This window comes from Paenibacillus sp. Y412MC10 (assembly GCF_000024685.1).
Lineage (GTDB): Bacteria > Bacillota > Bacilli > Paenibacillales > Paenibacillaceae > Paenibacillus_AQ > Paenibacillus_AQ lautus_A.
Window position 1 is genome coordinate 4,434,766 of sequence record NC_013406.1, and the last position, 19,931, is coordinate 4,454,696.

A 19,931-nucleotide genomic window follows, 5' to 3' on the forward strand; every position below is an offset into this window, starting at 1 on the left:
ATATTCTCACTTGGGAGATCGCATGTCTCCCTTCTTCTTCCTGCGGCTCTTTATTCGTTCCAGCAGCTCCAGCGCCCCGATAAAAAGCACGAATACCACGAAGAGTGCGGCGGCACGGCCAGGCTCGATCAGACCGGTAACGGACGCTATAATGCCTGTAATGCCTACAATAATAATACCTAATACAGATAGTTTCCAACCTGTTAACATATGTATGCTCCTATAAGTAAACATAATTGCCGTCCATATGATCGTAGACCTTCATGATCAACCAACTCTCCGGCACACACGGAATGTATCATAAAGAACACCCTATATTCAAGTTATGGCCGCTATGCCCGAATCCAGAATTTCGATTGCCAACCTGCGATACATTTGCAATAATTTACACATGGAGAGAAATGATAGTCCCGCCTCCGCATACCAAAATAGACAGGAGGAGCATGTATGAACTCAACAACCTGGATACTGCTCATTGTATTCATCGTGGTGGATGTATGGATTATTTCTTTTTTCGTTAAACGCTCGTTACGCAAACAAAATAGCCAGCTGGTCTCTAAGGGAAATAAGCCTCGGCGAGGGAAAATACCGGAGCTGCCGCCGATTGTCAAGGCCGGAAGCCCGGCAAACGAGCTTGTCGGCAGACTGGAAGCTGCGCTGCCCGATACTTATCAGAGCATGCTGAAACAGCGCGTGATGAGTGAGCATCCGGACATGTCCGAACAGGAATATGAATGGAGATGGCAGGAGCTTAAACGTTTCTTTATCATGTGCGCCGTGTTGGACCGCGTACCGATGTTCAGCAAGGACGTCGATGAGGTCTGGCATGAAATGCTGATGTATACATACGAATATCAACAATTCTCGGACCGATTTCTTGGCCGGATGCTTCACCATGCTCCCAACACCGGTACCGAACATGTGCCGATTCCGAATGAACGCGCCTGGTTCGATACCGTATATGTGCAATTGTTCGGCTGGCATGAATACAGTGCCAAGCTATGGGGAGCTTTCTTCCGCGTCCCGCTGCCGCGTAAAGAGCTGGACCTTTGCACCTCCCCCCATTTTGATGTGAATCATGGCCAGAAGCGATTTAATGCCTGGACCTATGAGAAGATTCCTGCAGCACGCATGGCCATTGATGCTATGATCCGGGATCTGCAGGATCGGGTCAGAGCCGCTCAAACCGAGCCGCGGCGTCAAGAGAAGAGGGTCAACTTTCAGAATAGCGATGTGCTCCTGGCAGCGGCCGTCTATTTTGCCTGGAATGCACCGGACCAATTCAATGATCATATGATCCCGGATGAGCGCGAGCTTCATAAAAACAACAGCAGCTCCTCCTGCACCTATGCTTCGGCTTGCGGCTCAGGCGGCTCGGATTCCCATGACGGATCGTCAAACGATGGTTCATCAGGCGGCGGTTCCTCCTGCAGTAGCGGGTCCTCTTGCAGCAGCGGTTCGTCCTGCAGCAGCTGCGGAGGCGGCTGCAGCAGCTAAATACAAACTTAACAAGAATCGCTTGCTTATTCATGAATCGAACAAAAGCATGGACCTGAGAATTCAGGCCCATGCTTTTTGTTATATCCAGCGTTCAAACCCCGCCATATACAACTTGGCCTCGTCTTACCTTGATATCGCCAAGCCAGTTAATATTAAGAGACTTCGTATTAACCCAAAACAAATCCGGATGATCCGACACTTGAAAATGCAAATGCGCTTCGGTTGAGTTGCCGGAATTTCCGCATAGACCTATCAGATCGCCTGCTTCGACCTCAGAGCCTACCTTCACGCATACCGATCCCTGCTTTAAATGTGCATATAGGCTATATTCTGAATGTCCATGATCGATGATGACATAGTTGCCGACGGGCTTGGTTTTGTTGGTCTCACCCACAGGCTCATTGTCCCTGATGTTATTCTCGATACCCACCACCTTCCCGCGGGCACCAGCAAGAATCTCCTCTCAAAACGCGAAGTAACTCTCATTCTTGGTTGGATCTCCTTCATAGGACATGGCGTTCTCCGTCTTGATGACGTCTATTGCGTACCGCTGGCTTTCCTCTGCGTAATGGTAATTATCCGTAACATTCTCGCCGCCCCAGAACACATACCATTTTCCCTTAAACGGAGCTCGGAAAACCGTGACGGTTTGCTTGGCATCCGATTCAGGAAATCTCTCAATAGGTGATAGCATAAGCCCTACAATGGTACCCGTTTCATCGATCATCGCCTGAATGCCTTTTTCCCCGCTATCATCTATCCAGTTTATCAGTCGGATTTTGTTGAGCGTGTCGTCCAACGTGATATGGAACGTTTTTACGCCTGCCGTATACTCCACTGCCATCGCTTCAAATTGTTCGATCGTTGCAAGTGAACGCAATTCCTCTCCGAACAGCTCGTACAGCTTGCGATGTTCCCCATTCAACAGGAATCTAGAAACATCTACCATATTCAAACCTCCTTAATATTCAAACCCAATGTTATAAATAGTATATCTGACGAAATGAACCTGCATTGAAACAGAATCTTAACATTGGTTAAACTTTCAGTTCCCGTAGGTACAGATGCCCGGAAAAACACCTTTCCTCTACAACTAAAACAAAGAAGCACCCGAACCCATTCGTCAAGGTTCGGATGCTTCTATTCTTAATATATATACAGCCTATTAATGGTTAGATGTGAGTACCAAGCCAGAACGGGTTTGCGGTCCGACCTTGCGCACGGAAACCTGATTTCGCTCGGCCCAACGCGTGAGACTCCGAATGCCTTCACAATTCTTCTCTTCAAATTTAAAGCAGCAGTACATCGGATTTACGGTCTTATCCTTGAGGCTAATTTGAAAAGCGGCTTTATGGCAACCGGAAACCTTGATTTCGCGGATCTGTTCAGCACGAATCTCTACGCCGTTGATCGAAATCGTCTCCGAATCCTCCTGAATATTCACTTCCCGCTTCACCAATCTCGCATAACCTTCAATAGCCAGTGCCGCAACGACAACGACATTCACGGCCATCTGCATATAGAAGAAGAAAGGATAGGAATATTCGGTCAAGGTGGCTACCTGAAACAGGATAATGCTAAGGACAAAGGAAAACAAAATAACGTCTTTCATTCTGGTAGAGTAATGGATCGCATATTTCATGATTAATCAGCTCCGTTCATTCTGTAAGGGTTTTCATTCAGCTCTTACCTTATTATAACACCATTGTACATAATTTTGACACATATCATTCACATTTTTGTCAAAAAAATATTTGCCTCGCTCCTTATCCTATGCTTATCCATTTCGTGTCGTGTCGTTCATGGTCCAACCAACCATATAAATACACGGTTTGTTTCCTGACCACAAAAAAAGAGCATCCCGCCAGATCCAAGATCCGTTGGGACACCCTTTGCTTCAACACTTTTGTCTTTATTTGGTTAACGCCGTATTGCCTTCCTTTCCCCGAAACCATTTCATTACGACAGATACGGTATCAATAAAGGTAATGATCACAATGACGTAAATGAGGCCATCCCTGGATCGATCCCAAATTGATTTTACGGTCTCATACGCTTCATCCTCCGGTGTTACGAAACCCGCGTGAACGAGCTGATCCATGAATGTTGGATTCCAAATCGTCATATCGGAGAACAGGATCACCGCAACGATAACGGAAGCAACGTTAAATATGACGTGCATGACGGCAATCTGCGGCGTCCACTTTCTTGTGATTAATTTCCTGGCTTCATTGAATATGCTGAAGGCGGTAAGAAGCCATATCAGCGGTAAATACTTGGCGAAGGCAGCCTGTTCAAACACCGGAATGGCGATCGAGTTTTCATCGAATCGATGAACACCGATCAGGTTAATGGAAAACGTGAACAGGACGAAGAACAGCACGGAGAACAGGATGCCGAGCACCGGCTCGATCGGTTTAATCCGAGCGGCTGGTTCCGGAATTGCAGGCAATTCCGAGGGTTTCCATGGATCATTGGGGACTTGGCGAGCCCCGCGGTATTCGATAAAGGCAAAAATAACGGTAACCCATGCAAATCCGTGGATTCCCACGCTAAGCAGCGAAACAAGAAATTCCAGCAGCTTCTCGGCAGTGGGTTCCGTGCTTGTAAAGAAATCAATGATGTAGACGATGCCAAGAGCAACGGCTATCGAATACAGTACGATCTTCAGGACGGACCAATAGCTGTTAATCAAACCCGGACCTATGAGATACCTTTCCCTTCCTCTGTATCTGGCTGCCATTTCCCCGGGCGGCCCTAGCTCAAGCAGCACCTGCTCCACCTCTTCCAAACTTGCGGTCTCTACGCCGACTCCCCGGTCTTCCAGCATGTCTTCGACGAGTCCTTGAAGCTCCTTCTCAATATCCGCCCGCTGCGATTCGGGCAGCTTCTGGGTCACCGCATAAATATACCTGTTAATAAGATCCATCACCTTAGTCCCCCTTGTCATTCACAAGTCCCTCCAGACTTGTCATCATATCCTTCCATTCATGGTAGAGCTGCCGATATATATCCTTGCCTGTCTGACTTATGATGTAATATTTTCTGGGCCGGGCTTCATTCGTATCCCACTCGCTGTTAAGCAAGCCTTGTTTCTCCAACCGACGCAGCAACGGATAGAGCGTACCCGCTTCCACGTTGATCCCCCTCTTCTGCAATATGGTCACCAATGAATATCCATACTGTGGTTCGGACAACTGACTGAGAACACCAAGGATGATCGTACCCCGCCGAAGTTCCTGCACCATACTGTTTAAAATATCCTGCTCCTCTGGCATATCATCATCTCCTGGAAATTATTATACTGTACGTCACACACTAATGTAAATAAACAATTAATAATCTTTTAAAATTATTTTAGATAACCTTATGTTAACGGCTGCCAAGCTTGATGGCTACCATAATTCGAGCATTTCCTTGTACGCAATAAAAGGTTACCCTACGGCCGTGACGGTCCGTAAGATAACCTTCTCTAATTACGATCACCCATTACCGGGTTCCTGATAATGTTCACTTGCAGGGAATGATACGCCAGTCTCCATAGTTCGTTGGCAGCTATATGTTCAGCCGCCTATCTATCTCGATTTTCTGGGAAAACCGTTCTGGTATTGTGCCGGAATCGCGATCTCCTTCTGAAGCACCGTTGCTGCTTCTAATGCCCAGTACGGATTGCGCAGCATTCCTCTTCCAACAGCGACGAGATCAGCGTCTTCGTTGCCTATTACCGCATTTGCCCGTTACTTAATCTCCTGCGGCTCCTTGCCCAGCAAACCGAGCATGCGAAGTCCGTATTGTATTCCGTCTTGGCCGACATCGCGGGTGACATGCCTGGCCGCCTGCTTCACGATCTCCGGCGCATTGCCCATTGCCACGCCGTGGCCCACGTACGACAGCATCTCCAGATCATTCAGATAATCGCCAAACGCGACGGTATCCTCCAGATCGATGCGCAGCAGCTGAATCAATTGTTTGATTCCTTCGGCTTTGGAGCCCCCTGCCGGTAACACGTCAATTCCATAGGGGCCCCAGCGCACGAAATCGAACCGCCCTTCGAATCTTTTTACGTAATCGGCCTCCTCATCCTCGTTACAGAATACAATGGCTTGATATATATCGCGGCCCAAGTAATATTCCGGATCGTATTCCGGAATCGTCAGTTTCAGCTCCCCCCAGCTGGAATCGATATGGACATGCTCGGTTACGTTCATCTTCATCGCTTCGCTGCCGGCATAGATAATCGGATGATCCAGCCGAACGGCTTGTTCCGTCAGCTCCTGCAAGGCATCCTCCGCCAGAGGATGACCGTAGATCGGTTTGCCTTCATAAACCACATATTGACCGTTCAAGCAAACATAAGAATCGATGCCGAGCTCTTCCCGCAGCTCTTCAAAATGATAGGGGGCGCGTCCCGTAGCAATGGCTACGATATGGCCGGCCTTCTTTAATTCAGCAATGGACTCCTTCGTTGTCGCCGGAACCTGCTTCTCATGATCCAGCAGCGTACCGTCAATATCAAAAAATAGGATCTTCTTCATCAATAACGCTCGCCTCTCTTTACGTATATTCAAGCTTGTAACTGTATTGTAAATGATGAAAAGCATTTCAGAGCAAGCCATAATTTTACCAAGCCTTCCGGGATCAAGTCCAGCTAACGCCAAAAACGGCAGGGGAGCACTCTTTTCAAGATATCCATTTTAATGAACAAGAAAGCCGGTCAGCCAGACGATTTACCAGCATCCGGACCAAAAAGGCCCGCCTGTTCAGGGCGGACCTTTCTCTTATGGCTTTATTTCGCTTCCGAGCGGACCTCTTCAAGCATTTTATCATTGAATCCGAACATCCAGGTCAGCACGAACGTAATCGCCATCGCCGTCAGGTTGCACAAAATATAAAGAGGAAGCTGGCTGTTCAAGTACAACAGCGTGCCCGGGATGACGGTAATGGCCATGCCTGTGGCCTTAAGCTGAAAGATGGAAGCCATGAAACCGCCCACACCGCCGCCGATCAAGGCGATAACAAACGGTCTGACGTAACGGAGGTTGACCCCGAAGATCGCCGGCTCGGAGATTCCCAGCAAGGCGGAGAATGCCGATGGCAGGGATAATGCCTTGAGCTTTTTATTTCTCGTCTTGAGTCCGACAGCCAGACAAGCTGCACCCTGCGCTGCCATGGCGCTGGTCACGATCGCATTGAACGGATTGCTCCCTGTCTTCTCAAGGAGTTGGATCTCCAGGAAGTTGAAAATATGATGCACGCCGGTGACCACAATGATCTGGTTAAAGAAACCGATGACCAGACCCGCGATACCGAACGGTAGCTCCAGCAAGAAGGTCGTCGCGTTCAGAACCACCTCTTCCAGGGAGTGGAACACGGGGCCGATCGCAAACAGGCCGAGGGTTATCATAACGAGCAAGGTCAGAAACGGCGTAACGATCAGATCGATGGCGTCAGGAATGCGTTTTCGCAAAAATCTCTCGAATTTCGCGCCCAGCAGTCCAATGAAGAATGCCGGCAGGACCGAGCCCTGATACCCGACAACCGGAATGAAATCAAAGATCATGAGTGCCTCAGCCGACCCGTTCGCCACGCTGTACGCGTTGGGAAGAGCCGGGTTAACCAGCATCAATCCCAGGACGATACCCAGCACGGGGCTGCCTCCGAACACCCTGAATGCGGACCATGCCACCAAGGCCGGCAAGAAAGCGAAAGCCGTATCCGTCAGTACCTGGGTGAAGAGCAGAAAATTAGCCGAGATATCATCCGGTGTCGCACCGAACCAGGCAAGCACGGTGTCCTGGGTCAGCAATCCTCGTAGCCCCATGAACAAGCCAGTCGCGACCAGTACCGGAATAATCGGCACAAACACGTCACCGAATGTACGAATCGCCCGCTGAAACGGATTGCCCGACTTTTTTGCCTGAGATTTCAGTTCTTCCTTGCTTGTGCTCTCCATTCCAAGGGATTCGACCGCTTCAAAAATCTGATTGACGGTTCCTGTTCCGAAAATGATCTGGTATTGCCCGGAGTTGAAAAAGGCTCCTTTGACCTTGTCGATCTGCTCGACCTTCTTCTGGTCGATCTTCTTCTGATCATGAACCATGATTCTAAGTCTGGTCGCACAATGGGCAAAGGAAGCGATGTTCTCCCTGCCGCCAATGGCTTCCACTACCTGCCTTGCGATTTCCCGGTTATCCGCTGCCATGTTCATTCAGCCCCTTCTTTATCTTTTACGGCTTCGGTCAGATCCCATTTCCGGACCTTCAAGCCGGCACTGCCGTTCTGTACGAAAAATCGAATGTTTCGGCTGTTCCACTTCGGAAAAATTCTGCTTGTAAACACCTCTTCGCCATCGTTGATGAACAGCTCGACCGAAGAAATGTCCACGAACAGATGAAATTTGATCGAATTTCTTTCGGTTGGCAGCATACAGGATCGTTCCGCTCCGTAATCACTGACAATCGTTGCACCCGAAGAAGAGCGATCCAGCGTAACCTTCCGTTGGACGGATTCATATCGAATAACGGTTCGTTCCCCTTCGCCAGCCCGAAATTCAATGCCAACGACGTCCGCCTCGATGGCTTGGAACTCGCATATCATTTCGAATGCGGTTCCTTGAACCCCCTCGTAACTCTTCACTTCGCTGTGAAGCGTATCCTCTGCCTCAGCGGCATGATCGCGGAGCGCTTGAAGCTCGGGAACCGGCTGTTGAATCAGCCTGCCTTCACGGAACGTAAGCATACGCGGAAGCGTCAAACAATGGGCCCAGCCATGCGAATCGGTGGGATACCCGATATCCGGCAAACCCATCCAGCCCACCATGATGCGCCGGCCTTTCTCATCCAGCATGGTCTGCGGCGCATAGAAATCAAAACCTCTGTCCAGCTCGCAAAAGGGACCGTGATCAAACTCCAGCGTATCCCTATTGAGCGGCTTGCCTGAAATATAGCCGGATTGGTAAATGTTTCGAAAATGGTCGGCCTCCGGAAGCAGCCCTTGCGGGGAAAACAGAAGCACGCCCTGTCCATCCAATTCAAAATAGTCCGGGCATTCCCACATATAGCCGAAATGCTGAAGTCGGGTTTGTATCTCCCCCTTGAATTCCCAAACCAACAGATCCGAGGATTCATAAACGACAGCCGCACCTGTCTGATTAACCCTTTGGGCACCGATGACGAACCGGTACTTGTCTTTGTCTTGCCATACTTTCGGATCCCGGAAGTGTTCGGTATATCCGTCCGGCACATGGTCAATCAACGGCTTATCGAGCTTCGTGATGGATCCGTCGCGGTCCATCACAGCCATGCATTGATAAGATTGCCTGTTCCATTCCTCATCCCGGGCATTCCCGGTATACATGAGGCATAGTTTGCCATCTTTCACGATACCGCTGCCCGAATAAGCGCCATATGTATCATGCGGGTGACCGGGTTCAATAGCGATGCCTTGGTTCTGCCAGACCACCAGATCTTTCGAGGAAGTATGGTACCAGTATTTCAAGCCGTGAAACGTGCCCAGAGGAAACCATTGGTAAAACAAGTGATACTCTCTGTTGTAATAAGAAAATCCATTGGGATCATTCATCAGGCCCATGATGGGCTGCACGTGAAATTTTTGCCTCCATTCGCTCAATCGCACTTTCTTCCTTAAGGAGGAAAGCTCTTCGGGAGAAGCCTGATCCAGGCGTCGGTATTTCAGTTCTCTGTCCATATCTCTTCTCCTTAAAAATAGGCTTCCTGAAAAATCAAACAGATCATGCTGCGCGTGCACGCGAATAAATCCAACTGCGGTGGAACCGGTTCCAATCAAAGGTAAAAATAATGAACTCAGTTCCAATACCAAGCAAACACTCGGATTGGAACCGGTTCCGTTATTTGAAGTATAAAATACCTAATTCAGATTGTCAACGCTTTCCCGATGAATCATCTCGCAATTCATGACCGTTAGGAAATCCACTGGCTCGTCGTTGACCAGCTTCATAATATGCTGTGCCGCGAGGTGGCCCGCTTGGAAATATCCGTATTTCACCGTTGTTAACCCGGGATGAATCACCTCGGTTACGTCGTATCCGCCAAATCCGGTAACGGAAAGTTGGTCAGGAATAGGGATGCCTTTCATGTGCGCCGCTTTCATCACGCCTAGCGCAATGTTGTCCGTGGCGCAGACCACGGCCGTTGGCAGCGTTCGGTTCAGCTCAAACATGGAGCATGCCGTCTTCACACCATCCGACATCTTGAATCCACTCTCATAGAGAACCGCTTCCGCCTCTTCATACTCGCTTACCGCTTTGAGGAACCCTTCCTTCCGCTTGACTCCGACGGCAACGTCCTTTTCCGTCACCCCGATATAGGCAATTTGACGATGTCCCATCGACAGCACGTACCGGCCCATGTCATAACCTGCGGCATAATCGTTATAGATCATGCTGTGGACATGGTCATGCTGTTGTCCGAGCAGAATGACCGGAATGTCGATCTCTTGAATCGCGGCAAGATGGGTTTCCGTCACCTGCGTGGCGAACAGAATAATGCCTGATATTTTTTGTCTGGCGAGATCATACAGCGCTTCGATCTCCCTGGATAAATCCTGGCTTGCGTTGATGATCAGAAGCTGATATCCGTGTTTTCTTAATTCTTCGTCCATGCCGGCGACCGTCTGCGATGCGGAGAAGGAGTCCAGACGTGGCATAATGGTGCCGATCATGCTCGTTTTTTTCGCTTTCAGGCTTTGCGCAAAAGAATTCGGGATATAGCCGGTTTCCTGAATAACCTGCTCAATCTTGCGGCGTGTCGCATGACTGACGGATCCTCCGTTCAAGAAACGGGAGACCGTGCTTTTGGCAACTCCGGCTTTGTGGGCAATATCGGCGATCGTGTTTTTCATGCCAAGATCTCCGGAGCCGTTAGCAGCGCAGCATCGAACGGATCATTCTCTGCAGCTCTCTGTTGTCCCGCACAACAGGCCATGATTCGTATAAACATGAATCTCTCCCCTTCGTAATTCGCTTATTCCTAACTATACCATGACGTCCAGGGGTCCGTGAAATGCGGGCTCCAAGCCTAGCATTGCATCGTCCATATTTGCTTCTATGTTCCAGGCTCTGGCATGAAATGAAGGATTCGAAGGGATGATTCAGTGAGCGCAGTGCACCCTTACTTCACATGTTAATGGTCAAGTGCATTCCCTTTGCCTTAGACGGTTCGCTCGGCCGATTCGACGGTATGCTTCAGCAATGTCGCAATCGTCACGGGGCCGACGCCCGCCGGTACCGGCGTGATTGCGGATGCCACCTTGGCGCAGGCTTCATAATCGCAGTCCCCGATATTTCCTTTATTGTAACCGGCGTCCAACACGACGGCACCCGGCTTGATCCAGTCCCCTTGAATGAAATTAGGCTTGCCTACGGCCGCAACCACAATATCCGCTTGGGACACAATCTCCCCAAGGTTCTTCGTTCTCGAATGGCAGATCGTAACCGTGGCGTTGCGATTGAGCAGCATCATCGATACCGGCTTGCCCAGAATCGGACTGCGTCCGACCACCACCGCATGCTTCCCTTCGATCGGCAGGCTGTAATAGTCCATAATCGCGATAATCGCCGCCGGCGTACATGACGGGTAATCGGCGAAACCAAACGCATTTTGCGAGAACCCGAGCGTGGTTACTCCATCCACGTCTTTTTTAATGTCGATGGCATCAAAAGCCGCCCGCTCATCGATATGGTGCGGTACCGGGTGCTGAAGCAGAATACCGTGGACGTTCGGATCCTCGTTCAGTGCTTGAATCGCGGCGATCAACTCCTCCGTCGTTGTCGATGTCTCCAGCACTACTTTCTTGGATATGATGCCAAGCCGCTCGCACGCATTTCCCTTCATCCGCACATAGGTCGCCGAAGCAGGATCATCGCCAACCAGAATCGTTGCCAGACAAGGGGTTACCCCTTGCTGTTTCAATTCTTGTACCTTCACCGCCAGCTTTGCCTTGATATCATCGGATACTTTTTTTCCATCCAAAATTACGGGTTCCTTACTCATGCTAATCCGCTCCTTCGCCATTGTATTAAAAAAACATAAAGAGGCAAGGCGACTCGAACGTCTCCTTACCTCTTGCCCAGGCGTACGGCATATGATCCCATGTGCTCCCTCTTGGTAACCCAAGCTACGCCAGTAACACATGGATAACTTTTTTTAATATATCACGACTTTGGACTTCGCGCCACCGGCTATGCGGCTGCTTTTTAATCGTAAAGTTTTTGATTTATTCCATGAAATCACGTATGTTGCCGATGGTACAAGCATAGAATGTCCTAAGAACAATTCGCTCCAGGAGGCCTTGATGAGATATCCGGCGATCTTCAAAATGCTGCCCTTTATACTGCCGCTTGTGTTCGTGATTCCGGTCTTGACGATATGGCTGCAGAGGGACTTAAACCCCATACCCAGCCAAGACCTACAGCAGATTAAAACCGTCTTCACGGGCATCTTCCTTGAGGCACTTCCTTTTATTTTGCTTGGAGTGCTGCTGTCGTCCCTTCTGCAGCTGTTCGTACAAGAGCAATGGGTGCGGCGTCTCACGCCGAAGAATCCGGTGGTTGGCGTCCTGTTCGCTTCCATGCTCGGCATCCTGTTTCCCATCTGCGAATGCGGGATGATCCCGGTCGTTCGCAGGTTGATGCTGAAAGGTATGCCCGCCTATATCGCCGTCACCTTTATCCTCAGCGGTCCTATTCTGAATCCCATTGTATTCGCATCAACGATCATGGCCTTCCGTTCGCATCCCGAAGTGACGATCGGACGAATGGGACTGGCTTTTGCAGTCGCGGTGACGACGGGTTTGCTCGTCTATGTTTTTTCAAAAAGCAGCCCCCTGAAGCGTTCTCTTCAAGAGTTCGCCGAACAGGGCTCCAGCAAGGGGGAACGTTTGTTGCATGAGCATCCCAAAACCTGGAGAAGCATGTTTGTCCACGCCGGAGACGAGCTGATCGAGATGTGCAAATATTTAGTCCTGGGTGCTTTCCTGACGGCCTGCATCCAATCCTTCATTCCGAGGGAGGAACTGCTGGCTCTGGGGAACGGTCCTGCCGCCTCCTATCTGTTCATGATGGGATTTGCCTTCATCCTGTCCCTCTGCTCAACTTCGGACGCCTTCGTGGCATCGGCATTCACGCACACCTTTACCGTCGGCCCGCTGGTTTCCTTCCTGGTTCTCGGCCCGATGCTGGATTTCAAAAGCCTGCTCATGCTGTCGGCTACCTTCAAGACCAAATTCGTGATCGGTTTAAGCCTGCTGGTGATTACGCTTGTCTTTATCGGCTCTGTAACCGTCAACGCGCTATTCGGCGGTTAGGTGTAGTAAACAAACTAGAGTGGCAATACACGAAAACGGTTGGAATAACGGCACCTTCAGGCTGTTATGCCTTCGGATATCCACTTGAGATTGGAGGTGTTCGGGACGTGAATCCCAGTCTGAGCCTGCGAAGCCACTATATGCTGCGGTCGCTGCTAATCGCAGCTCTAGCCGCCTATATCATGCATCTAAACGCATCAAATTCGCTGGACTATTACTTGGCTCCCCATATGCAGACCCTGCTTCTGCTCTGTCCCGTGCCGCTGTTGTTCATAGCTTTCGGCATGCTGTGGCACGCCATTGCGGGAGTTTCCGGCGAGGTGTGCGATTGCGAGCACCCCCTGCCCAGCGGACTGATCAAAAACATATCGGTTTACGGGTTATTCTCGGTGCCGCTGCTGTTCGGCCTGCTCCTGCCGGACCAAGCCCTCGGCAGCGATATGGCGGCCAAAAAAGGCATGATTTACACCTATCCGAACCCCGATGTTCGCCGTAAAACCGAGGAGCGGAATGCTCCCGCCGTATCGGGCATGGAGAAGCATGGAACGAATGATGACCTGGCGGCAGCGGAGGACATCGCACGGAACGAGCGTTTTGTTCCCAAAGACATCTACAGCGTGGAATTCGCGGAGCTGGCCAAGCGCTTATATACCTTACCCGTCATCCGAGTGGAGCCGGACATTTTCTCGGAGACCGTTGGGGCCATGGATATGTACAAACAGCATTTTCAAGGAAAGGCCATCACCGTCCAAGGATTTGTTTTCCGCGATGGACATATGAACGAAGACGCCTTCGCCGTCAGCCGCTTCCTCGTGATGTGCTGCACGGCAGACGCCGTCCCGTTCGGGGTCATTGTGCGCGACGCGAATGCTTCGTCGTTCGCGAATGACGCGTGGGTTCAGATCGATGGCACGATCCAGGTCGCCAACGTGGACGGTAAGGAAACGCTGCAGATTCAAGCGGAACGGATTCAGCCGATCGAACAGCCGTCATCCCCTTACATTTTTACGAATCCGGACTCTGTCGCGGAGTTTGATGAACTGTATTCGAATGATATCGAGACCAAGGAGGAGATCAATAAATGAACAAGATACCCGTCGTGCTGATTAGCGGATTTTTGGGGAGCGGCAAAACCACGCTGCTCCTCAGGCTGCTGGCGTATGCCGCCAAACGGCAATGGAGAACCGCCGTCCTGATGAATGAGATGGGCGAACAGGACGTGGATGGCGATATCCTGTCCGGTGAAATGCCTGATCTTCCGATCGAGAAGCTGCTTGACGGCTGCATCTGCTGCACCAAACGCGACGAGCTGGGGCAAGCCCTGAAAAGCCTGTTAGATCAAAAGCCCGATCTCGTCTTCATCGAGACGACCGGAGTGGCGAATCCTGAACAGATTCTTGAGGATTTGCAGGATCCGTCACTGGTGGATCGAATATCGATCCGTGGCAAAATCGCCTTGGCCGACTGCAGCAAATTTCTCGAGTACAACAGCTTCTTTGCATCCAGTCGCGAGCTGGTCCGTACCCTGCGGGGACAAATCAGCTTCGCGGACCGGATCATCCTGAACAAGGCGGGAGAATGCGAAGAGAAACAGATCCATAAAGTCATTACCTCCATTAGAAAAATCAATACGACGGCAAGCCTGTCCGTAACCGACTACAGCCGTTTGGATGAGCATGAAATGTTTGCGGCCCTTCAGCTAGAGCCAACGGAGAATCATAGCCATTCATCTCATTCTTCGAACCGGCAAGGGAGTCCTGCGGACCGCCTGCAAGGCAGCGCTTGGACCGGCGAAGAAGATCGGAGCAAGCTGGGTCGCCGCAACCATGAAGGAGCTTTCATTCATAATGAGCATCGCCATCGCCATGGTCATGAAGAGGAGGCCGGACACGGCAGCCATTCCTATACCGGCCTGGATACCTTGACTCTATCTGCACCGACCCCTTTCCCGCTTGAGATCAGCCTCATCGAAACCTTTCTCGCTGCACGCGGTTCCGGCCTGCTACGGGCCAAAGGATATATTCAGCTCTCCACGGGTCCCTCCCTGGTTCAGTGGGCAGGTTCACAGCTTGCCATCGAGCCCAGCACGCTGAAGCTGCAGCGCGGCTATCTTACGTTAATCGGCCATCGCCTGGATAAAACGCGCATTGTCCAGCAGTGGGAGGATTTGCTCAGCGGCGTGGTGCAGTGACATTTGAATGCATGCAGGGATATGAAAAAAAGATAAGGAGATCCTCAGGGATCTCCTTTTTTTCGGTTCGCTTATGTTTAGTCCCTGGGATAATTCACTTCCATAATATCCATAAAAGGAACCTTCGTAATGACGCCGTTCTGTTTCATATGCACCTTCCCTGTGCGGGAGTCCATTTGATCGATTTGTCCGCGGACCGCCTCTTCCCATCCCCAGACCGTCAGTACGATGATCGATTCCTCCTGATAAGCTTCCGTAAGCTGATTTCCGAGCTCTTCCAGTACAAACTCATCCCTGGTGGGTCGCTTTGGAACTTTTGCTTTTGCCATAATCTTGTCCTCCTGATTTATGTTGTTCATGCGTCAGCATTACATTTTCAATGAAAACGAATCTTTCATCCATTCTATGAATTAGGAATCTACTATCTATTATACATCAAATGCGATTCAGAATTCTCGGGCTCTCCCAGGATTCAGATTATCTGAAGGAACTATGGACTCGATTCGCTTTTTTATACAAAAGACTTGATTTTCAGAAAATAAACATATATGATTGACCCATCAACCATTGACGAGTCAATGAATTGAAGGAGGTCTTTATCATCTCTACATGCCATACACAAGACCTGCTGTACTTGCTAATGCATCTGAATAAGCACATTGCGACTCGGTTTGAACGATGTGCCGGTGTTAGTCCCAATCGGCTGGAACTCCTCTGCAAACTGACCGGCGGCGAAATTAGCCAGTCGGATCTCCAGAAGGCAGTGTCTATCGATCCGGCTGCGGTGACCCGTCATGTTCAACAGCTGGAAGCGGAAGGATTGCTTCTGCGGACGAGATGCGAGAATGACAACCGGATTACGTTGGTTCAGCTAACTGAAGTGGGCAAAAGTAAAGTCGCAGCGTTTAAGGCGGAGAAAGATCGATTTATGGAGGAACTGCAGGCAGACCTCACGGAATCAGAACGACTTGCGCTTGTTCATGCTTTACAGAAACTGAACAGCCAGATTCAACGGATGAAACACCCAAGCAAAACCGATTAACTTATAGAGACTAAAGGAGAGAATACCATGTCTGTAACGACCCTAAACAATGATTATAAAGAAATTATTACTTCCCGCCGCTCTGTGCGGGTATACGACCCATCGGTCAAAATCAGCCGTGAAGAGATGACTGAAATTTTGGAAGAAGCGACTTTGGCTCCGTCATCCGTTAATCTTCAGCCTTGGAGATTTCTTGTCGTTGATAGCCCGGAAGGAAAAGCGACGCTTGAAGAGCTGGCACCAGGGAACAAAACACAAGTTTCAACTTCTTCGGCAGTCATTGCGGTATTTGGAGATATGAACGCATTCGACAATGCAGATGAGATTATGAGCACTGCTGTGGAACGCGGTTATCTGCCGCAAGAGATAAAAGATCAGATGATGGCGAACTATACCGATCTATTCGGACGTATTCCGGCACAGGCTTTCCGCGAAATGATCCTTATCGATAGCGGCTTGGTTTCCATGCAGCTTATGCTTGCTGCCCGTGCCCGTGGATATGACACGAACCCCATCGGCGGATACGACAAATCCCGAATTGCAGAAGCATTTGGTATGGAGAAAGAACGTTATGTGCCGGTCATGCTCATCTCGGTAGGTAAAGCTGCCAAAGAAGCGCGTTTGACGACTCGTCTTCCTATTGACCGTATTGCAGAGTGGAAGTGAGGCATAGCGATGATTATTATTCATGCAGAAATGAAAGTAAACGGCGAACGAGAGGCTGAATTTCTGGAATCCGTAAAAGAACTTATTGAAGCATCCCGTGCGGAACAAGGAAATGAATCTTATAAGCTGCTCAAAGATACGGAGCAGGATAACACGTATCTCATGGTTGAACAGTGGAAAGACCAGGAAGCTGTGGGGCTCCACAATGCGAGCAGCCATTTTCAGGCGTTTGTGGCTAAAGCTCCAAAATACCTGACAGCTCCGCTAAACGTGCAGGCCTATGCAGGCCAACTGATCAACAAATAATGAAGCAAACTATATTCCGTATTAAAAAGCCAACTCGTTTAGACGAGTTGGCTTTTTTTATGCTATTACTCCATTCCATATCGGATCGAACAGATAAGCAGCCTTACAGCGATAGCTCTTCGATGACCATCCATGGCAGCGGATTGTGAAACGTTGACCAGTCCAGCTGCATTTCCCGGTCGGTCAACAAACACTCGTCCAGCTCCCGCTCGATTTGTTCCTGTTCCATCCCAATCCCGATCATCACGAGCTCGGTCATCCGATCTCCCCAGACGTTATCCCATTTCCTTCGCACATCCGGCTCACTTCGTAACAGCTCCTGCTGCTCCTGCTCGGTTAAAGCCGCGACCCAGTATCCTGCAGGCCCGAACTGAATCGAAGGTCCGGCCTGGCTCACACTTGCCGCAACATCCTCGCGCACGGCCAGCCAAGCGATCCCTTTCGCACGTACGACTTCTTCCGGCCAATCACCCATGAATGCCGCCAACCGCTCCGGATGAAACGGTCTTCTTCTCCGATAGACAAAAGAGCTGATGCCGTATTCATCCGTTTCCGGCACGTGCTCCTCCTTCTGAAGCTCCTGGATCCAGCCGGGGGACTGACTGGCTTTTTCAAAATCGAATAAACCGGTATTCAGAATTTCCGCAGGTGCCACTTGTCCCTTCACGGTGCGGATGATTTTGGCGCTTGGCTGAAGCTTTCGCAGTATGCCCTCTACCTTGGCCAATTCGTCCTCGCTTACCAGATCGCATTTGTTCAACAGCAGCACATCGCAAGTCTCTACCTGGTCGATTAACAAATCCACCACTTCCCGCGTATCCTCTTCGCTCAGCGCTTCCTTCCGATCAAGCAGGCTTTGCCCCGAAGAGAAATCTTTCCAGAATCGGTTCGCGTCCACCACCGTTACCATGCAATCAAGCCGGGCGAGATCGGACAGCTGTACGCCGGACACCTCATCCGGGTAAACAAAGGTCTGCGCAACGGGCACGGGCTCGCTGATTCCCGTCGATTCGATCAGTATGTAATCAAAACGCTTCTCTTGAGCCAGCTTCTGAACTTCCTGCACCAAATCTTCCCGGAGCGTGCAGCAGATGCAGCCATTGGACATTTCGACCAGCTTCTCATCCGTTCGGGACAGGCTTCCTTCCCCTCTCACCAAATCCGCATCGATGTTCACTTCGCTCATGTCGTTCACGATGACCGCTACCTTCAACCCTTCGCGATTATGAAGCACGTGATTCAGGACCGTCGTTTTGCCTGAACCGAGGTAACCGCTAAGAACAGTAACCGGAATTCTATTGTTGTTATTCATCAAATGAACTTCCTCCATTCCTTAATCGTAATAATTACGATTTATACGGTATGATGATATATCCCCTCCATTAAATTGTCAATCCTTCACGTTTAAAAACATTTCTACAAGCAGAAAAAATCTCCGGAAATCAATTTCATAATATTCCTTTACAAGAATATTCTCAAAATGGTATATTACAATTAATCATTGGTTAATCTTTACAAATAAGGAGGATACGTTATGAGCCAAGACGTAATTTCGTTCATTGAAAACCTGAGTTTGCCTTGGCAAGCAGAAGTCGGCAAAAAGCTTCGACTTATGATCCATGAAGCCATTCCGGAGGTAGAAGAACGGATTCAGTACAAAAAACCGCATTTTCTCAAAAACGGACACTATGCAGCCGTGATTTCGCCATCCAAAGATGCAATCGCCTTTATGATCATGAACACAACCAATCTAGAAGTCCCTTCAACTTTCGATGGTCCACCCGAACGGAAATGGCTCAAAATTCGAAAAGACGATACTCCTGACTATGAACAGCTATCCGAATTATTAGTTCAAGCATCAAGTTCGTTGTAATAACCAGATCGGGGGTAAGGTCCCATGAAACAGACAACGTTGAACGCGCTAGCCGAACCTAACCGATTACAGATGGTCGAACTGTTACGAGAAGGTCCTTTAACCGTCAATCAGATTGCCGAACGTCTTCAAATCCGGCAACCTCAGACTTCCAAACATTTAAAAATATTGCATGAAGCTGGACTGGTAGAAGTCCAAGCGGAAGCTAATCGACGATTTTATAAACTACGCCCTGAACCGCTTCAAGAATTGGACGAATGGTTGGACTCGTTCCGCAGAATTTGGGAAAAGCGCTTAGATCAACTTGAGGATTATTTGGAAAAATTACAAAAGAAAAGGTAGCTGCCGCTACCCTTCTTCTTAGGAGGAATTCAAATGACCGAGCAAAGCAAACAAGGCTTACTTCTGTCACGTGTTTTCAATGCCCCCAGGGAACTGGTTTTTAAAGTTTGGACCGACCCTGAACACTTCGGCAAATGGTGGGGTCCTCAAGGGTTTTCCTTAGACGTTATCAAAATGGATGTACGTCCCGGAGGCATGTTTCTAGGCTGTCAGAAGTCTCCGGACGGCAGTCAAGCCATGTGGGGTAAATTTGTATATCAGGAAGTTATCGAACCTGAGAAGCTGGTATTCATTCAATCATTCTCAGATGAGGAAGGGAACACGATACGTGCACCTTTTAACGCAAACTGGCCGCTTGAAATTATGAATATCATCACATTTGAAGAAATCGACGGAAAAACTACGCTTACCATGCAGGGAGGCCCCGTAAACGCGACTGCGGAAGAACTGGCAGCGTTCGATGAAATGGCTCCAATGGTGAAACAAGGATTTGGCGGTACTTTTGATCAACTCGCTGAATACCTTGAAAGCCAGCAATAATTACATCGATTATGGAAGCTCAACCGAGCGGAGGCGAACCTGTTGGTTCGCCTATTTTTAATTCTTCAGAATGCAGCATCATCACGCTCGAAAACCCCCCTTAAAAAAATTTAAGGAGGGTTTTTCCA

General features: G+C 49.5%; 23 protein-coding genes, 1 pseudogene and 1 riboswitch. Of the genes and pseudogenes, 10 read left to right on the forward strand and 14 right to left on the reverse strand.

Annotated elements, in window-relative coordinates; all coding sequences use genetic code 11:
* Positions 1-6 precede the first annotated feature (6 nt).
* Entirely contained in the window at positions 7-210 is a 204-nt protein-coding gene (locus tag GYMC10_RS19095; protein WP_015736059.1) for a hypothetical protein, read from the reverse strand.
* 237 nt (positions 211-447) lie between these two features.
* Here GYMC10_RS19095 and GYMC10_RS19100 point away from each other — a divergent pair, with 237 nt between their 5' ends.
* A complete protein-coding gene (locus tag GYMC10_RS19100) occupies positions 448-1,497 on the forward strand; it encodes a hypothetical protein (RefSeq protein WP_015736060.1) in 1,050 nt (349 codons plus the stop codon).
* Positions 1,498-1,591: 94 nt separating this feature from the next.
* On the opposite strand, the gene GYMC10_RS33075 is transcribed toward GYMC10_RS19100, so the two are convergent.
* The 11 genes and pseudogenes from GYMC10_RS33075 to GYMC10_RS19145 form a co-directional block, all read right to left on the reverse strand.
* Positions 1,592-1,957, reverse strand: a complete 366-nt coding sequence (locus GYMC10_RS33075) for a M23 family metallopeptidase (RefSeq protein WP_261979750.1) — start codon at positions 1,955-1,957, stop codon at positions 1,592-1,594.
* 6 nt (positions 1,958-1,963) lie between these two features.
* Positions 1,964-2,449: a hypothetical protein gene (locus tag GYMC10_RS33080; protein ID WP_261979318.1), complete on the reverse strand. Its 486-nt coding sequence runs from the start codon at positions 2,447-2,449 to the stop codon at positions 1,964-1,966.
* Positions 2,450-2,665: 216 nt separating this feature from the next.
* Positions 2,666-3,142 carry a hypothetical protein gene (locus GYMC10_RS19110; RefSeq protein WP_015736061.1) on the reverse strand — a complete coding sequence of 159 codons (477 nt, stop codon included), beginning with the start codon at positions 3,140-3,142 and terminating at the stop codon, positions 2,666-2,668.
* 270 nt (positions 3,143-3,412) lie between these two features.
* Positions 3,413-4,429 (reverse strand): hypothetical protein, encoded by a 1,017-nt coding sequence (locus GYMC10_RS19115; protein WP_041622019.1) that lies wholly within the window; start codon positions 4,427-4,429, stop codon positions 3,413-3,415.
* Between the two features lie 4 nt (positions 4,430-4,433).
* On the reverse strand, positions 4,434-4,778 hold the full coding sequence (locus tag GYMC10_RS19120; protein ID WP_015736063.1) for a PadR family transcriptional regulator: 345 nt from the start codon (positions 4,776-4,778) through the stop codon (positions 4,434-4,436).
* 297 nt (positions 4,779-5,075) lie between these two features.
* Positions 5,076-5,234 (reverse strand): annotated as a pseudogene (locus GYMC10_RS33085) (NADPH dehydrogenase); the annotation flags it as partial.
* Positions 5,235-5,237: 3 nt separating this feature from the next.
* Positions 5,238-6,038, reverse strand: a complete 801-nt coding sequence (locus tag GYMC10_RS19125) for a Cof-type HAD-IIB family hydrolase (RefSeq protein WP_015736064.1) — start codon at positions 6,036-6,038, stop codon at positions 5,238-5,240.
* A gap of 248 nt (positions 6,039-6,286) precedes the next feature.
* On the reverse strand, positions 6,287-7,708 hold the full coding sequence (locus GYMC10_RS19130) for a sucrose-specific PTS transporter subunit IIBC (protein WP_015736065.1): 1,422 nt from the start codon (positions 7,706-7,708) through the stop codon (positions 6,287-6,289).
* On the reverse strand, positions 7,705-9,207 hold the full coding sequence (locus tag GYMC10_RS19135; protein ID WP_015736066.1) for a glycoside hydrolase family 32 protein: 1,503 nt from the start codon (positions 9,205-9,207) through the stop codon (positions 7,705-7,707). Before GYMC10_RS19135 ends, GYMC10_RS19130 begins: the two co-directional genes overlap by 4 nt.
* A 180-nt stretch (positions 9,208-9,387) precedes the next feature.
* Positions 9,388-10,380, reverse strand: a complete 993-nt coding sequence (locus tag GYMC10_RS19140; RefSeq protein WP_015736067.1) for a LacI family DNA-binding transcriptional regulator — start codon at positions 10,378-10,380, stop codon at positions 9,388-9,390.
* A gap of 308 nt (positions 10,381-10,688) precedes the next feature.
* Positions 10,689-11,531: a bifunctional 5,10-methylenetetrahydrofolate dehydrogenase/5,10-methenyltetrahydrofolate cyclohydrolase gene (locus GYMC10_RS19145; RefSeq protein ID WP_015736068.1), complete on the reverse strand. Its 843-nt coding sequence runs from the start codon at positions 11,529-11,531 to the stop codon at positions 10,689-10,691.
* A gap of 67 nt (positions 11,532-11,598) precedes the next feature.
* Positions 11,599-11,678, reverse strand: a riboswitch (ZMP/ZTP riboswitch).
* Positions 11,679-11,832: 154 nt separating this feature from the next.
* Here GYMC10_RS19145 and GYMC10_RS19150 point away from each other — a divergent pair.
* From GYMC10_RS19150 to GYMC10_RS19160, 3 genes are all read left to right on the forward strand, one after another.
* Positions 11,833-12,843 (forward strand): permease, encoded by a 1,011-nt coding sequence (locus GYMC10_RS19150; RefSeq protein ID WP_015736069.1) that lies wholly within the window; start codon positions 11,833-11,835, stop codon positions 12,841-12,843.
* 107 nt (positions 12,844-12,950) lie between these two features.
* Positions 12,951-13,928 carry a TIGR03943 family putative permease subunit gene (locus tag GYMC10_RS19155; RefSeq protein WP_015736070.1) on the forward strand — a complete coding sequence of 326 codons (978 nt, stop codon included), beginning with the start codon at positions 12,951-12,953 and terminating at the stop codon, positions 13,926-13,928.
* Positions 13,925-15,034 (forward strand): CobW family GTP-binding protein, encoded by a 1,110-nt coding sequence (locus tag GYMC10_RS19160; RefSeq protein WP_015736071.1) that lies wholly within the window; start codon positions 13,925-13,927, stop codon positions 15,032-15,034. Before GYMC10_RS19155 ends, GYMC10_RS19160 begins: the two co-directional genes overlap by 4 nt.
* A gap of 77 nt (positions 15,035-15,111) precedes the next feature.
* Here GYMC10_RS19160 and GYMC10_RS19165 read toward each other — a convergent pair whose 3' ends face one another.
* Positions 15,112-15,363: a YolD-like family protein gene (locus GYMC10_RS19165; protein WP_015736072.1), complete on the reverse strand. Its 252-nt coding sequence runs from the start codon at positions 15,361-15,363 to the stop codon at positions 15,112-15,114.
* A 254-nt stretch (positions 15,364-15,617) separates the two neighbouring features.
* On the opposite strand from GYMC10_RS19165, the gene GYMC10_RS19170 reads away from it, so the two are divergent.
* The 3 genes from GYMC10_RS19170 to GYMC10_RS19180 are packed head-to-tail and all read left to right on the forward strand — an operon-like array spanning position 15,618 to position 17,048.
* The gene (locus tag GYMC10_RS19170) at positions 15,618-16,076 is read left to right on the forward strand and encodes a MarR family winged helix-turn-helix transcriptional regulator (RefSeq protein ID WP_015736073.1); all 459 of its coding nucleotides are present in this window, start codon (positions 15,618-15,620) and stop codon (positions 16,074-16,076) included.
* A 27-nt stretch (positions 16,077-16,103) separates the two neighbouring features.
* Positions 16,104-16,742, forward strand: coding sequence for a nitroreductase family protein (locus GYMC10_RS19175; protein WP_015736074.1), 639 nt, complete (start codon positions 16,104-16,106; stop codon positions 16,740-16,742).
* A 9-nt stretch (positions 16,743-16,751) separates the two neighbouring features.
* Positions 16,752-17,048, forward strand: coding sequence for a putative quinol monooxygenase (locus GYMC10_RS19180; protein WP_015736075.1), 297 nt, complete (start codon positions 16,752-16,754; stop codon positions 17,046-17,048).
* Positions 17,049-17,151: 103 nt separating this feature from the next.
* Here GYMC10_RS19180 and GYMC10_RS19185 read toward each other — a convergent pair whose 3' ends face one another.
* On the reverse strand, positions 17,152-18,360 hold the full coding sequence (locus GYMC10_RS19185) for a GTP-binding protein (protein ID WP_015736076.1): 1,209 nt from the start codon (positions 18,358-18,360) through the stop codon (positions 17,152-17,154).
* A gap of 222 nt (positions 18,361-18,582) precedes the next feature.
* On the opposite strand from GYMC10_RS19185, the gene GYMC10_RS19190 reads away from it, so the two are divergent.
* The 3 genes from GYMC10_RS19190 to GYMC10_RS19200 are packed head-to-tail and all read left to right on the forward strand — an operon-like array spanning position 18,583 to position 19,803.
* Positions 18,583-18,921: a DUF1801 domain-containing protein gene (locus tag GYMC10_RS19190; RefSeq protein WP_015736077.1), complete on the forward strand. Its 339-nt coding sequence runs from the start codon at positions 18,583-18,585 to the stop codon at positions 18,919-18,921.
* Between the two features lie 24 nt (positions 18,922-18,945).
* Positions 18,946-19,263, forward strand: coding sequence for an ArsR/SmtB family transcription factor (locus tag GYMC10_RS19195; RefSeq protein ID WP_015736078.1), 318 nt, complete (start codon positions 18,946-18,948; stop codon positions 19,261-19,263).
* Positions 19,264-19,296: 33 nt separating this feature from the next.
* Positions 19,297-19,803, forward strand: a complete 507-nt coding sequence (locus GYMC10_RS19200; protein WP_015736079.1) for an SRPBCC family protein — start codon at positions 19,297-19,299, stop codon at positions 19,801-19,803.
* Positions 19,804-19,931: the final 128 nt, after the last annotated feature.

What these genes read in the sequence shown, in the direction of transcription:
- GYMC10_RS19145 (WP_015736068.1), bottom strand. Translation starts at nt 11,531, where the DNA reads ATGAGTAAGGAACCCGTAATTTTGGATGGAAAAAAAGTATCCGATGAT.
- GYMC10_RS19180 (WP_015736075.1), top strand. Translation starts at nt 16,752, where the DNA reads ATGATTATTATTCATGCAGAAATGAAAGTAAACGGCGAACGAGAGGCT.
- GYMC10_RS19175 (WP_015736074.1), top strand. Translation starts at nt 16,104, where the DNA reads ATGTCTGTAACGACCCTAAACAATGATTATAAAGAAATTATTACTTCC.
- GYMC10_RS19195 (WP_015736078.1), top strand. Translation starts at nt 18,946, where the DNA reads ATGAAACAGACAACGTTGAACGCGCTAGCCGAACCTAACCGATTACAG.
- GYMC10_RS19190 (WP_015736077.1), top strand. Translation starts at nt 18,583, where the DNA reads ATGAGCCAAGACGTAATTTCGTTCATTGAAAACCTGAGTTTGCCTTGG.
- GYMC10_RS19130 (WP_015736065.1), bottom strand. Translation starts at nt 7,708, where the DNA reads ATGAACATGGCAGCGGATAACCGGGAAATCGCAAGGCAGGTAGTGGAA.
- GYMC10_RS19185 (WP_015736076.1), bottom strand. Translation starts at nt 18,360, where the DNA reads ATGAATAACAACAATAGAATTCCGGTTACTGTTCTTAGCGGTTACCTC.
- GYMC10_RS19200 (WP_015736079.1), top strand. Translation starts at nt 19,297, where the DNA reads ATGACCGAGCAAAGCAAACAAGGCTTACTTCTGTCACGTGTTTTCAAT.
- GYMC10_RS19115 (WP_041622019.1), bottom strand. Translation starts at nt 4,429, where the DNA reads ATGGATCTTATTAACAGGTATATTTATGCGGTGACCCAGAAGCTGCCC.
- GYMC10_RS19120 (WP_015736063.1), bottom strand. Translation starts at nt 4,778, where the DNA reads ATGCCAGAGGAGCAGGATATTTTAAACAGTATGGTGCAGGAACTTCGG.
- GYMC10_RS19160 (WP_015736071.1), top strand. Translation starts at nt 13,925, where the DNA reads ATGAACAAGATACCCGTCGTGCTGATTAGCGGATTTTTGGGGAGCGGC.
- GYMC10_RS19140 (WP_015736067.1), bottom strand. Translation starts at nt 10,380, where the DNA reads ATGAAAAACACGATCGCCGATATTGCCCACAAAGCCGGAGTTGCCAAA.
- GYMC10_RS19095 (WP_015736059.1), bottom strand. Translation starts at nt 210, where the DNA reads ATGTTAACAGGTTGGAAACTATCTGTATTAGGTATTATTATTGTAGGC.
- GYMC10_RS19165 (WP_015736072.1), bottom strand. Translation starts at nt 15,363, where the DNA reads ATGGCAAAAGCAAAAGTTCCAAAGCGACCCACCAGGGATGAGTTTGTA.
- GYMC10_RS19150 (WP_015736069.1), top strand. Translation starts at nt 11,833, where the DNA reads ATGAGATATCCGGCGATCTTCAAAATGCTGCCCTTTATACTGCCGCTT.
- GYMC10_RS19100 (WP_015736060.1), top strand. Translation starts at nt 448, where the DNA reads ATGAACTCAACAACCTGGATACTGCTCATTGTATTCATCGTGGTGGAT.
- GYMC10_RS19110 (WP_015736061.1), bottom strand. Translation starts at nt 3,142, where the DNA reads ATGAAATATGCGATCCATTACTCTACCAGAATGAAAGACGTTATTTTG.
- GYMC10_RS19135 (WP_015736066.1), bottom strand. Translation starts at nt 9,207, where the DNA reads ATGGACAGAGAACTGAAATACCGACGCCTGGATCAGGCTTCTCCCGAA.
- GYMC10_RS33080 (WP_261979318.1), bottom strand. Translation starts at nt 2,449, where the DNA reads ATGGTAGATGTTTCTAGATTCCTGTTGAATGGGGAACATCGCAAGCTG.